Raw genomic sequence first — 13462 nt, 5'->3', positions numbered from 1 at the left:
TTTAGTTTTCTGTCACGTCCGCCTCAGCAGCCATGCGATTCCCCTTGCGACTCTCCGGTCGCTGTCCACGAAATGGTTCCCCCGGTTCCACTCGAGGAGACTCGGCGTGCCGTCTCGTTCCAGCAACTTCTCCTGCTCCCGGATCGCGTCGGCGACCTTCGCCATCACGGCGTTGCGGGAGCGGTGTTCTCTGTCCCCGAGACTGAGATAAACCGCCGGCGCGCGCATTTTCCTGGAAGCGGCAAAATCCGTCCATCCCGGATACCAGACCGACGGGGATACCCCCGCGATTCCGGAAAATGCATCCGTCTGATATCCCGCCCAGAGAGCGAACAGGCCGGCCAGCGAGTAGCCGCACAGGTAGAGCCTTCGCCTCTCCGGACCGGCGAGCTCCGGGATGATCCGTTCCGTGAGAAGACGGAGCGTCACGTCCGCGCCGGCTCCGAAGGGCTTCGTCCCGAACACCGGTTCCGCCGGCCAGGGCGTGAGATCCTGCTCCCAGTCTTTCACAGGAACTGCCGCGAGGCACCAGTCTTCACCTCCCGTCCGTTCCCGGAGTTCCGCCGCCTCGCTTTCCATCAGCTCCATGTCGTGATCGTCCGTCATCTGAATCACAAGGCGTGCGGAATCCTTCGTTCCGAAAAGCTCCGGTTTCACCGCTTCTTCAGAAAAATTCATCTGCCGTTCCCTCCCCTCGCTGTCCGCTTCCGCTGCCGCGGGATGGGCCTCCTTTGTCCTGCTTTCTCGGCCGCCCCGGTGCGCTCTTTCATCATATCCGAAAAAAGCGGCCCGGTCCGTCATCAGAAACGGATCAGACCTCTTTTCATCCTCCTGCTGCTCTCCGGCACGCGCTTACTTTATGAACATCCGGAGGGATTCCACGTCCTCCGGCGTCACCTTCAGGTTCGCCGTGTACGACTCGCCCTCCGGCGTCGTCGCCTTGATCTCAATGACGGTTCCGGGCTTCACCGCATGCCGGTTCAGCGTCCGCCCGAAGCTGATCATCTTCGGGTGCTGCTCTTTAAAAATCCTGTACCGTTCCTTCGCCTTCAGCAGATTCTTCGGATTGAATCCCATTTTGCTTCCTCCTCGCATCCAGTCAGCCCCGGTACGGCGCGGGAACGTCCGCGCGGAAAGCCGGGTCACGTTTGTATGAATCATTCCTACCGTAACACAAAGTGTCCCGGAAGAACGATAAAAAAGCATAAAAACATTCCGTCTTAAAGCCCTGTCTCCAGCAGCGGGATCACGTTAATCACCGGCTCCTCATAGGGATGGACGCGCCGGACCGCCTTCAGGACCTCTTTCAGCTGCTCCGCCCGGATCGTCACCTCCGCCTTGATCTCCGGCTCCTCGCTGATCTCCCGCTCTTTTCCGAGAAACGGGTGCGTACCGGCCAGCGGACGCCAGGTGCTCGTCACACGGCTCACGGACAGGCAGCTGTCGTAGCGTCCGATGTGTCCGGCGTCACAGTCCCGCAGCGTCTTCTTCAGAATCTCCAGATGGCTCTCCGGGATGAAGATTTCCAGCTTCAGATACCTGTAGGTCAGCGTACTCCCTTCCTCCTCTGTCCAGCCCGCGCTCATCCGCTTCCGCCTCCGCACGCTTTCACGGTTCTCCCGTCCGTACGTCCTTCACGATCCTTCTGCGCCGTTTCTGTTTCTCAGCGTCTGCCGGAACGGCGCGGCGTCTTCCTCATTTAATCTTACAGATACGGCCATTCAAATCTCTCCTCCTACAATAAGGTTGTGGGTAACAGAATACCTGGCAACCAGTCAGGATCTGCTCCCCTTCATTGCTAAAGCTGTAGAATGGTATGGCATGGATCTGACGGATTCCTCCTTGGGCCAGACACAAGTTGTCTGCGTCCGTTAGAAAGCCTGTCAGCCAGCCATCCTCATTCTCAGCCGTTCGGTTTATGCAGGTTGAACCGATGTCTGTAAGTTTCATCGCGTTCGTGTGATACCCCAGGAGATTGAACCGGCAGTGAGAAAACTGGTCATCCAATGCGTATCTTAAATCTGGAGGTATCAGTTATGTTGAACGCAGTAGGTATCGATGTATCAAAAGGCAGAAGCACGGTCGCTGTCCTGCAGCCAGGCGGTGTCGTGATTCATAAGCCTTTTGACGTGTCCCACAAGTCCTCAGATCTTCGTGATCTCGCCCGCTATCTCGGCTCACTCAATGGTGAAACGAGAGTCGTAATGGAGAGTACAGGGCGTTATCACGAGCCGATCCGTAATGCTCTGTCAAAAGCAGGTCTCTTTGTCTCAACGGTAAATCCACACCTGATCCGAAACTACGGAAACAACACGCTCCGCAAGGTCAAGACCGATCCCGCCGATGCTAAAAAGATTGCCCGCTACACCCTTGACAACTGGGCGTCCCTGCATGAGTATTCAGTCATGGACACTGCGCGTACAGAACTGAAAACCCTCAATTCACAGTTTGCCTTCTTCATGAAGCAGAAAACGGCTGCCAAGACCAACCTGATCGCCCTTCTTGACATGACCTATCCTGGCGTAAATAAGCTCTTTACAAGCCCTGTGCGCCCTGATGGGAGCGAGAAATGGGTCGACTATGCCGATTCCTTCTGGCATGTGGACTGTGTCCTGGATTCCGGCCCGAAGGTGTTCGCGGAACGTTACCAAAGCTTCTGTAAACATCACGGCTATGATTACCAGCCTGCCCGTCCGGAAAAGCTTTACGCTCAGGCAAAGGAGCTGGTTCCGACTGTTCCAAAGGATCCGGTCTACAAAGAGATGATCAGGGACAGCATCGCACAGCTGAACCTTATGTCAAAGCATGTCGAAGAACTCCGCCGGAAGATGGATGAACTCGCATCCTCGCTCCCGGAGTATCAGACCGTCCGTTCCATGTATGGCGTAGGTCCGAGCCTCGGCCCGCAGATCATGGCCGAGATCGGAGACATCAGCCGATTCAACCATCGGGAAGCATTGACGGCTTACGCCGGCGTGGATCCCGGAAAAAACGATTCCGGTGAGGTCGTTCACAAGAGTGGTCACGCATCGAAATGCGGCTCTGCACGCCTTCGGAAATCATTGTTCCAGGTCATGGAGGCGATGCTCCAGCTCGGTCCCCGCGATGACGATCCGGTCAGCCGGTTCCTGTTCAAGAAGAAAGCCGAGGGGAAACCATATCTCGTATATATGACCGCTGGTGCGAACAAGTTCCTCCGCGTCTACTACGGTAAAGTAAAGGAGTGCATCCGTAATCTTCCTGCCTCTGATTCAGAGGACTGAGTTAATGCTATCCATAGTGCAGATCTGAGGCCGTCTGAATGAATACGGCCAGGTTTCTTATGCCCATTTTCACCCTCCACGATTTTCTTTATTTACTGCTTGACTTTTTATTAGCAGGCTTTGTATTACAAAGTACTACAAAGAACGGGTGCCCGCAAGATTTGCGAGCCGAGCCCGGAACGCCGCCGCCCGCTCCGGATCCGCCTTCACCCGGAATCCCTGATCGTAGAGAAACGCCAGCTTTTCCGCGGCTTCCGGGTCGCCGTCGGCGGAGGACTCCTCGAGAATCTGCACCGCCTTCGCCGGATCCGCCTTCACGCCGTCCCCGTAGAGAAGGCACATCGCGTAATCGTAGCGTGCTCCGGGAACGCGGTGGACCGCCGCCAGCTCGAGCCGGCGGACGGCCGCCCGGGGGCTTCCCTGCTGAAAATAGAGGGCCGCCAGCTGGTAATCCGCCTTGTGAACGCCTCCGCGGGAGGCTCTCTCGAAATAGCTCACCGCCGTCTCATCGTCCCGTGTCACGCCGAGGCCCAGCCGGTAGTAGCGGCCCAGCTGAAAATCAGCCTCCGGATCGCCCAGTTCCTCCGCCCACTCGAGGCATTCTCTGGCCTTTCCGTAATCCTGCGTATAAAGGCCGCCTTTCTCGAAGAGCTTCGCGAAGACAAGGATCGCCTTCGTCTCGTTCCGGTTGGCCATCTCGTTCAGAATCGAAATCGCCTCTTCGATCCCCGTCTTGTATTTCAGCTCGGCCCGCACAAGCCGGAGCGCCGCCTGACGCGCCCGCCCGGCCGCCTGACCGGCGGCCGCAGCTCGGAGCGCTCTTACCTTCCCCGAACGGGCGGAAGGCGCCTCCTCGTCGCCGAGAATCGAGGCGATGTCTTCCTCCGTCCCCGCGTCGGCGCCGGAAGCACGGCGGGCCGCCTCCTCCGCGTCCCGCTTTCTGGCGTAATACTGTCTGCGGAGCGCCGTGATCTCTTCCTCCGGCGTTCTGTTTTCCTTCATCCGCCTCACCGCCTTACTGCGAATCCGTCTGTCCGCCGTTCAGAATATCCAGCATCTGGTTCACCATCTCTTCATCCTTCAGGCGGAACTTGAACTCCACGCGGCGCGACGCGTCCATATTGACGGAACCGTCCTGATTCAGGATCGGGTCGCTGTAGGATTTGCCGTTGGCCGCCACCAGCGTCCGGAGCGCCTCCACCTGCTGCGCGGGCAGCACGCTCCCGTCGTCCGTCAGGCAGTAGGTCGCCACGGCCAGCGCCCTCTCCTGAGAAAGCTCCAGATTGAAGAGGTATCCGCCGTCCGTGTCCGTGTGGCCCTCGATGATGATCTCAGACACATAATCCTTGAACTGATCGCTCAGCAGAATACTGAAATACTGCGGCAGGAACTGCTTCAGGAACGTCTTGCCGTCATCGCTCAGCTTCGCGTCGTTGAAGTCAAACAGCACGCTGGACTCGAATACGATCGAGCCGTCGGAATCCACCGTGACGTTGGCGGTCCCCTCGAACGCCTTCTTCAGCTGCTCGATCAGCTCCTTCCGGACGCCGACCAGATCTTCCATCTGCTGCTGCTGAGAGCTGATCTTTGATTCCGCGCCGGCCAGCTTCTTCTGCTGGTTCTCCAGTGTCGTCTGCTGCTTCTTCAGTGCCGCCTGCGCTTCCGCCAGCTCCTTTTCCTTCTCCGTCAGTTCCGACGACTGCTGCGTGAGCGTAGTCTCCGCGTCCGAGAGGGCCGACTCCTGCGAATCCATCGTCGCCTGCGCCGCCGCGAGCTGGTCCTGCTGCTCCTTCAGCTTCTTCTGCTGGGCAGCCAGTTCCTCCCTCTGCTTCTCCAGCGCCGCTTTCTGCGCCGCCAGCTGGCTCTCCTGCTCGGTGAGCGTCGTGGACTGCTCGCTCATTGTCGTATTCTGATCCTCCAGCTGCGCCTGCTGCCTTGCCAGCGTCTCCTGCTGGGCCTTCAGTTCCTTCTCGTCCGCCTCGAACTTGGTCTTCGCCTGCATCATCGTGAAGGAAATGATAATCACGAACATCAGCAGAAGGCCCGCCATCATATCGGAATACGACAGCCAGTACGAAGGCTCGTCGTCCCTGCGTCTTTTTCTCCGTCCCGCCATCCGTTCCTCCGTTTCACCCTTGTCATGCCGCCGCCCGCGCCGGGCCGTCCGGTCACTGCAGCTGCTTCATCACCGACGAGTTGCGCCGCAGCACATCCATCGCGTAGATCAGCGACTCCAGCTCCTTCTGCATCCGGTCAACCGTATCGTAGGTCTTCTTCAGCGAAGCGGCCAGCTGCCCGCTCAGCTTCTCAGACGCTTCGGCGAGTTCATCAGCCGACTGCTTCATACCGGCCGCCGCGTCGCCGGAGCCCTTCATCACCTGCTCCATCTGCGCCTGAGCTGTCTGAGCGACCGTATCCGCCGCGTACTGAGCGGACTGCTTCAGCGCGTCGCCCGCCTCCGTCGAGGAAACGGAAAGCTGCCGTGTCGCCTCCTGCGCCGCCGCGGTCACATCGGCGATATTCTGACGCGCGTTGTCCGCGATCTTGCTCTCCATTCTCTGAAGGAAGGCCAGCTGCTCCGCCATCTTCCGGCTGAACTGCTCCGAGGACGTGCTCAGCTGCCGCTCATACGACACGAGCTCCTCAATGTAATGCTGCTGCTGTTCGAGGACCTCCGCATTCCGCTGCCGCTCGTCCGTGAGACGGCCGAGATCCTGATTGATGCCGGCCTGCATCTCACCCAGCTTCTGCATATAGGATGCCATGCTCTCCACCGCGGCCTTCGAGACAAGACCGATCTGGGTAAGATCCGTGCCAAGGCCGCCGATCTCCTTCAATGTCCGGGTCATAAAGTCCCGGTTTTCCTTCTCCCAGCCGAGAATTTCGTCGAGCGTGCCGGACAGCGCCGTCAGCCGGCCGTCCAGCGCCTGGTCCATCTGACCGACAAAGCGATCGACGATGGTCTGCATGCCCTCCACCTGGCTCCGGCTGGCCACTTCGGCGAAGTCCTTCACCGTCCCGTTCATCCGGTCCATCTGGCTGTTCATGATCTCCGTCAGCGTGGATCCGAACTGCCGGCCGAGCGAATCCGCCAGCTCCTTCATTCCTTCCGCCTGCTTCTTCTGGTAGGTCAGCATCTGGCTCAGATTCTCGTTCTTCGAATCCGGAAGGACATAGGAATCGTACGCGTCAAGGAAATCATCGAGCACCCGGTCGGCGTCGTCCAGCTTGTTCTTGTAGACGAAGCTGAACACCAGAGAGAACACCATGCCGTAGATCGAAGTGTGGAAGGCCACCTTGATCCCCTGAATCAGCGGTGCGATGCTCTCGGTGATCTCGCTGGCCGTGCCGGTGTTGAACTGCTGAAGACCGATGGAGAGCCCGATGAAGGTCCCGAGAATGCCCAGTCCCGTCATGGTCCCGGATACCAGATTCAGCACGTTCCGGTTGACCGTCTCGTCCAGCAGATCATGGTTGATGTAGTCTTCGATGTCGCACTTGTAGACGCCGTCCGAAAGCTGATCCGTCCGGGCGATCTCCGCCGTGAAATTCTCATACTGCGCCCGGAGAACCGGATCGGAGAACAGCGTTTCCCGGTTCCGGTAGGATTCCCAGAGGTATTCATGCTTCTGGCTGTAATCCGACCGGATCGTCTCCGCGGCGTTCTGAAGATCCCGCATCATGCCGTCGACGGCGCGGAAGCGTCCGAAGGCATAGAGGAAGAGAATCAGAACGATGAGAAACATCGCCCCGCTCACGATGATGTTGGACCGGTCCAGCCGGCCGGCCGTCACGTTGAGATAGACACAGACCGCGAGCATCACAATATAGGTGACGATCAGCGTCGCTTTCGATCGAAACAGTTTTTTCATTGGCTTCTTCTCCCCTTTACTGTCCGTCCGGACAAGCCTGCAGATAAAAACAGTATACCATGTCCGCGCCTCCGCCGGGCATACGATCTGTCATAAGTATGGTCTGTCCGCGTGTACAGACTGTGTATAAACAGGAAAATTGCGATAAAAAAAAGAAGCCGGTTCAGTCAACCGGCTTCCCGTACTTTCTCGCGTACCGCTTATAGGTCTCGGTCAGCTCGCCCCGTTTCGTCTCCGCCTCATGCGTCCTGCAGGACGAGCAGTTCCCGGAGCAGCCGCCCCCGCATCCCTCACAGCCTCCGCAGCTCCCGTGTCTTCTGACATAGCGGAGGGAAAGGACGAAGGCCGCTGCGATCAGCAGCAGAATCACCACGGAAATCAGATTCATAAGGCACCTCCCGCATATCCGGCGGACTGCTCCGCCGCGCCTGTGTGTTCCGCCGGGGCGTCCTGTCCGCTTCCCGGCGCCTTTAATTAGTCTCGTTTAACTGTAATTAAATTACACCATCCCGCTGGTTTTGTCAACCTCGGACAGGGCAGACGCCTCTGACAGATTCCCTCCGTCCTGTAAAGCCCGTCATCACCCGTCCCGGCCGCCCGCCGCTTCCCCGCGGATCTCCCCGTTCACCGGATCACAGGCTCCGTCCGTCTCGGCCGGCGGCTCCTCCTCCCGGTCCTGCCACCGCGCGAACAGAATTTCCGTCTCGAAGAAATCACCGTCCCGCACCGCCCGGCACCGGCCGCCCATCGCGTTCATCATGCTGCGGACACTGTCCAGTCCGACGCCGGCGCTCTCCGGCGAGGAAGGCTTCTCCGCCGTCCGGTTCCGGAAGATGAAACCGCAGAACCCTTCCGGATAGACCGTCCGGATCTCCGCCGGCACGGACCGGTCCGCGTACTTGACCAGGTTCGATACCAGATTCTCGAAGATCCGGGCCGGATAATCCGGTTGAACCGCCACCGCCAGATGCCGCCACTCCATCTCCGTCTGCGTCCGGATTCCCTGTCTCGCCAGATAGGAGGCGGTCTCGGACTGCATTTCATAAAATGCATCCGCGAAATCTTCCTTCTCCAGCTCGATACGGCGCTCCGAATCCGGGTGGATGGAGTAGTTCAGCAGCGTCTCGGCCAGGTCCTTCATCCGGTACACTTTCTCTTCGATCCGGTTCAGCAGATCCTCCGCCTCCGACCGGTCGGAGAACCGGCCGTTTTTCAGGATCTCGGTATACAGAAGGATCGATGTCAGCGGCGTGCGGAGATCATGGGACATCTCCGTCACCATCGTCTGGTTCTTCCGCTGCAGTTCCTCCTCCCGGACCGACTGCTCGCGGAAGGTGCGGCGCATGTTGTCCAGATTCTGGGCCAGCAGCGCGAGCTCGTCCCGTCCCTTCACCGTGATCGGGTAGTCGAGATGGCCGCCCTCAAGGATTTCCACCTCCCGGCTCAGACGGACGATGTAACGCACCGTGCGCGAGATGCCGATCAGCACGATGAGCATCATCACGCCGAAGGCCGCCACCATGGAGATCAGCAGGGCAATGTTGTACATGCTGAGGTTGTAGTAGCCGTAGATCGCCACCTGCGCGGTTCCGTCATCGAAGGAGATGTCGTAGACGGTCGCGGAATCGGACACCCAGTCGTAGATTCCCTCGCCGTCCGCCGGCTCCCAGTCCGGATCGTCCGTGGAATAGTCCGAATCGTAGATCAGCTTCCCGTCCTTCAGGATCTGGATGGAAAGAACCTTCTGTTCCGTGACCCAGGCGTTGATCTTCTCCGTGTCGTCCGTGCCGATTCCGTTCTTTCTGACATAGCTCTTCAGCTTTTTGATATAGGACTTGTCCAGCTTCGCCGTGACGGCCGGATCGCTCCTGTAGGCGTCCACCGCCCTGCCGAGCGCATAGTACAGCGAGTAGTACGTGACCAGCGTCGCGGCCAGCGCCGCGGCGACAAGAAGCGCCAGATGCATGTAAATCGAATGAATCCTGCTGATTTCTTTCATGGCAATTCACCTGCTGCAGTCCGGCATGACGGATTGATCCGCGGAATGCCTGTTATTCTGCGCTGATTGTAGCATACCCGGCCGCGCGGCGGCAGACCTTTGCGCACTGCCGCTTCTGTTTCTGAGGCTGCAGCACACCCGGCCGCACGGCGGCAGACTTTTGGTTGAGCCGCTTCCAGGCGATCGACTGTGCGCGTCATCTCACCCGGCCGCACGGCGGCAGACCGGATGATTTGACGCTTGCTTATTATTTTGCATCCAATATAATAAGAAACAGAAATCGAATCATACAGATGACCGGCTGCGGCTCCTTAAGCGCCCGCGGCCATCGGAAAAGAGGAAAGTCAAATGGGTAAAGTGATTGCAGTATCCGGCAAGGGCGGCGTCGGGAAAACGACGCTGACCGGCCTTCTGATTCAGTATCTCTGCGAGACGGGCCGCAGGCCCGTGCTGGCCGTCGACGCCGACGCGAACTCCAACCTCAACGAGGTGCTGGGCGTGGAAGTCGAGACGACGCTGGGCGATCTCCGGGAAATCATCGAAGCTTCCGCCAAGAACGACGACCTGATCCCGAAGAATATGACGAAACAGGACTATCTGGAGATGCGCATGAACGACGCGCTTACCGAAGAGGACGACTTCGACCTGATGGTGATGGGACGCACGCAGGGCAGCGGCTGCTACTGCTACGTCAACGGCCTGCTTCAGACCCAGATCCAGAAGCTTCAGAACAACTATCCGTATATCGTCGTCGACAACGAGGCCGGCATGGAGCACATCAGCCGCGGGATTCTTCCGCAGATGGATACGGCGATCCTCGTCAGCGACTGCTCCCGCCGCGGCGTGCAGGCCGCCGGCCGGATCAAGGACCTGATGAACGAGCTCCACTTCAAGCCGTCTCAGATCGGCCTCATCGTCAACCGGGCGCCCGAAGGTAAGCTCGACGACGGCACGATGGAGGAAATCAGAAAGCAGGGGCTGGATCTGCTGGGCGTCGTGCCTCAGGATCAGGGCGTCTACCAGTTCGACTGCGACGGAAAGCCGATCGTCCAGCTGCCCGCGGACTCTCCGGTCCGCGCCGCGCTCAGGGATATCGTTGATAAGCTGAAGCTGTGAAAAGTCCGCTGCGGACATCGCCTTGCGGAAAAAGCCGGGGGCCGGAAAGCGAAATTCGTTTTCCGGCCCCCGGTGTTTATCCTCTCTAATCACAGCATTCCGAGTCCCATCGCGAGCATCCAGATATACGCGCAGGTCTTCGGAATCATCAGCATGCCGATCTTCGGGTGGGTGTGGCTGAAGAGCGTCACCGGAAGGTAGCAGGCGAAGCTGATGCCGATCGCGGCCGCCATCCGGTAGAGGCGAAGGCCGTGTGCATTTCCCGAATAAAGGAACAGCGCAATCACCTCGATACCGGTCACGACGAAGATTCCGTTGCGGACGAGCGAGAAACGCCGGCTGCCTTCCTTATGGAACCAGTTGTTTCCGGGAAGAAGGCAGACCGCGATCCGCGCCAGCGCGCTGACCCAGATCAGGGCCGGAAGCGCGGCCGGCACGCGGATCTCCGGAAAGATCGAGCGCCAGATATAGTAAAGCAGAACATAAAACAGCGTCATCGTCACCGACGAGACGGCGAGCCCGAGGCCGAGGTCATGCTCCGTGCGATCCGTCTCCCCCATAAGAGCCCGCCGCACCCGGGGCACGAGATGGAAGGCGTCGCCTCCGCCCAGCAGGGCGAGGGCGCCGTACAAAAGGAACGTGACGCGGCCGTCCGCCCCGGCGAAAAATACAATCGCGGCGATCAGATCGAACAGCAGATAGCCGATGTCAAAAACCGATTCGCCGAGTTCAGCCGGCGAAGCCTTATGAACCGTTTTCATTTGCATTCTCCTCTTCCCCCGACACAGCCGTGACAGGCCGTTTCCGGCCCGTCCCGACCGTTTTTTCCCCGTGCTCAGCGAAACGCTTTCCGTATCTGGATCCGGCACGTGCGCCTCCCGTTCTCCGGGGTCTCCGTCAGTCCAGCCGCTCGAAGACCGGAAGGTAATCCAGCGGCGCGTCCGCGTTCACCCGGCGGCCGCCCGTAAAGACCTCGCCGGTCCGCTGCTCCTTCCATCTGCCCTCCGGCAGATAGACCTCTCTCACCGACGCGTTCAGCGCAAGGATCGGTGCCACCAGCAGCCGGCTTCCGAACATGTACTGATCCTGCAGCTCCCAGCAGACGGGATCCTCCGGGAACTCATAGAACATCGCGCGCATCAGCGGAGAACCGTTTTCGGACGCTTCCTCGTAGAGCGAGCGGATGTAATCGTGCATCCCGATCCGGATATCATAGTACTTCTTCATAATCCGGAAATTCTCCCCGCCGTAGCTCCACATCTCGTTGGGCTGGCCGGTATGAAGATAGCCGCCGCCGAAATCCCGGTCGTCGAGCTTCGGGATGTTGTACGGTCCGCGGTCCCCGTGCAGACGGAAGACCGGCGTGTACACCGCAAATTCGTACCACCGGATCAGCAGCTGCTGCCAGTCCGGATCATGCACATCGTCCGTCATGAACCCGCCGATGTCCGTATTCCACCAGGGAATTCCCGCGAGTCCCATGTTGAGTCCGCACTGCACCTGATCGTAGAGCGCCTCGAAGGTACTGGGAACATCGCCGGACCAGATCACGTTGCCGTACTTCTGGCTGCCGGCCCATCCGCTGCGGAGCAGGTTGACCACCGGTGCATCGCTCTGCTTCCGCATGCCGTCGAAGAACGCCCGGCTGTAGAGCTGGGGATACAGGTTGCTCACCGCGAGAGCCGGCCCCGCCTGATAGCGGTAGTGCTCAAAGTCATAGACGCCGTAATCCGGCTCCGAGTTGTCGAGCCAGAACGCGTCGATGCCGTAATCGTAGTAGTTCTGTTTGCAGACATTCCAGACATACTCCCGGGTCGCCGGGTTGAAGGGATCGATCTCGACGCAGTCGCCCTGGTAATCGTAGGTCTGAAGCGCGCCCCGCTCGGTCCGGATCAGCAGCCCCTTCTCCAGCATGTCCTGAAAATGCACGCTCTTCCGGTCCACGCTCGGCCAGACCGAGACGACGACCTTGATTCCCATGGAATGCAGCTCGTCGCACATCGCCTTCGGATCCGGCCAGTAGACCGGGTCGAACTGCCAGTCTCCCTGAAGCGTCCAGTGGAAGAAGTCGATGACGATCAGATCGATTTTGATCCCGGCCTCATGGTAGCGGCGCGCGACGGAGAGCACCTCGTCCTGCGTCCGGTAGCGCAGCTTGCACTGCCAGAGTCCCATCCGGTCCTCCGGGTACGCCGGCGCCCGGCCCGTGACGGCCGTGTAGGAAGCGAGCAGCTCCTTCGGCGTGTCCGCCGCCGTGATCCAGTAGTCCATCTCCCGCGTCGCGCGGGCGATCCATTCCGTATAATTCTTGCCGAACGTCACGCGGCCCACCGCCGGATTGTTCCACAGCATGCCGTAGCCCTTATTCGAGACGAGAAACGGCACCGTCACCTGCGAATTGCGCTGCGCCAGCTCCAGCGTGCAGCCCTTCATATCCATATACTTCTGCTGGTACTGGCCCATGCCGAAAATCTTCTCGCCGTCGATACTCTCGAACTTCAGGTTCAGCGAGAACTCGGTTCCGCCGATCACGCCCTTCCACTCGCGGTTCACCACCTTGAGGCAGCGTGACTCCCGGCTCAGCGTGCCGTCGTAAGCCCTGAAATACTCCCGGAGCAGCAGGGCGCCGTCCCGGTAAAATGTGATCACGCCGGCGAAATTCACCACCGCCTTCAGCCGTCCGTTCGTGATGGACGCGACGGGTTTCCGGTCGACGGTTCCGTCCCCGACCCAGTGATCCTCCTCGCCGATCTCGACGGATGCCTGAGCGGCGGGCGCCTCTTCCGTAAGAGCCCATCTCCGTCCGCTGAACTCAGGCAGCATCGTCGAGCGGACACGGAAGGAATCCGGTCCCCACGCCTCGATCCTGAGCGTCTCTCCGTAAAGCCGCGCCACCAGTGCACCATGATCTTCAAAAAACTGCATAGTTTCCTCCTGATCGGATGATGTTTCATCATGTTCGCTTCTCCGCCCCCGGACGGGCTGATGCAGCAAACGGAGCCGTCCGCCTCTCCGGCGGCGTCCGCGCCACCGTCCGGATACGAAAACCGGCTTCAGAATACCACGCCGCGGCGCAATCTTCCACCGTTTCTTACGGGACATGCACCCGCCTTCAGTTTCGCTTCAGCAAGCCTTCACAGAAGCGTCCGATTCATGTCAAAATTCGTACACATCCAGGCGGTACCATACGAAATATCAGATGAAAACCATCT

The 13462-nt window shown here is 59.4% G+C and carries 12 protein-coding genes; 2 read left to right on the top strand and 10 right to left on the bottom strand.

Annotated features, from left to right (window positions below; translation table 11 throughout):
* Nucleotides 1-12: 12 nt before the first annotated feature.
* The 3 genes from G4C92_RS09100 to G4C92_RS09090 form a co-directional block, all read right to left on the bottom strand.
* A complete protein-coding gene (locus G4C92_RS09100; protein WP_274939549.1) occupies nt 13-678 on the bottom strand; it encodes an alpha/beta hydrolase in 666 nt (221 codons plus the stop codon).
* A gap of 174 nt (nt 679-852) precedes the next feature.
* Complete coding sequence (locus G4C92_RS09095) at nt 853-1077, bottom strand: hypothetical protein (protein ID WP_274939548.1); 225 nt, start codon at nt 1075-1077, stop codon at nt 853-855.
* A gap of 143 nt (nt 1078-1220) precedes the next feature.
* Complete coding sequence (locus tag G4C92_RS09090; protein WP_274939547.1) at nt 1221-1586, bottom strand: cytochrome C biogenesis protein; 366 nt, start codon at nt 1584-1586, stop codon at nt 1221-1223.
* A gap of 450 nt (nt 1587-2036) precedes the next feature.
* Between G4C92_RS09090 and G4C92_RS09085 the strand changes: the two genes are divergently transcribed.
* Entirely contained in the window at nt 2037-3263 is a 1227-nt protein-coding gene (locus G4C92_RS09085; protein WP_274939297.1) for an IS110 family RNA-guided transposase, read from the top strand.
* A 135-nt stretch (nt 3264-3398) separates the two neighbouring features.
* Here G4C92_RS09085 and G4C92_RS09080 read toward each other — a convergent pair whose 3' ends face one another.
* The 5 genes from G4C92_RS09080 to G4C92_RS09060 form a co-directional block, all read right to left on the bottom strand.
* Nucleotides 3399-4265: a tetratricopeptide repeat protein gene (locus G4C92_RS09080; protein WP_274939546.1), complete on the bottom strand. Its 867-nt coding sequence runs from the start codon at nt 4263-4265 to the stop codon at nt 3399-3401.
* 13 nt (nt 4266-4278) lie between these two features.
* Nucleotides 4279-5379 (bottom strand): OmpA family protein, encoded by a 1101-nt coding sequence (locus tag G4C92_RS09075; RefSeq protein WP_274939545.1) that lies wholly within the window; start codon nt 5377-5379, stop codon nt 4279-4281.
* A gap of 52 nt (nt 5380-5431) precedes the next feature.
* Nucleotides 5432-7135, bottom strand: a complete 1704-nt coding sequence (locus G4C92_RS09070; RefSeq protein ID WP_274939544.1) for a MotA/TolQ/ExbB proton channel family protein — start codon at nt 7133-7135, stop codon at nt 5432-5434.
* 163 nt (nt 7136-7298) lie between these two features.
* On the bottom strand, nt 7299-7523 hold the full coding sequence (locus G4C92_RS09065; protein ID WP_274939543.1) for a hypothetical protein: 225 nt from the start codon (nt 7521-7523) through the stop codon (nt 7299-7301).
* Nucleotides 7524-7715: 192 nt separating this feature from the next.
* Complete coding sequence (locus tag G4C92_RS09060; RefSeq protein WP_274939542.1) at nt 7716-9134, bottom strand: sensor histidine kinase; 1419 nt, start codon at nt 9132-9134, stop codon at nt 7716-7718.
* Nucleotides 9135-9482: 348 nt separating this feature from the next.
* Between G4C92_RS09060 and G4C92_RS09055 the strand changes: the two genes are divergently transcribed.
* Complete coding sequence (locus tag G4C92_RS09055) at nt 9483-10250, top strand: ATP-binding protein (protein WP_274939541.1); 768 nt, start codon at nt 9483-9485, stop codon at nt 10248-10250.
* Between the two features lie 89 nt (nt 10251-10339).
* Here G4C92_RS09055 and G4C92_RS09050 read toward each other — a convergent pair whose 3' ends face one another.
* Complete coding sequence (locus tag G4C92_RS09050; RefSeq protein WP_274939540.1) at nt 10340-11011, bottom strand: hypothetical protein; 672 nt, start codon at nt 11009-11011, stop codon at nt 10340-10342.
* Between the two features lie 136 nt (nt 11012-11147).
* Nucleotides 11148-13175 (bottom strand): glycoside hydrolase family 31 protein, encoded by a 2028-nt coding sequence (locus tag G4C92_RS09045; RefSeq protein ID WP_274939539.1) that lies wholly within the window; start codon nt 13173-13175, stop codon nt 11148-11150.
* Nucleotides 13176-13462 lie beyond the last annotated feature (287 nt).

The organism is Chordicoccus furentiruminis (genome assembly GCF_019355395.1).
Lineage (GTDB): Bacteria > Bacillota > Clostridia > Lachnospirales > Lachnospiraceae > Chordicoccus > Chordicoccus furentiruminis.
The sequence above is the reverse complement of the archived record's forward strand: the minus strand, read 5'-3'. Positions and strand labels throughout refer to the sequence as shown.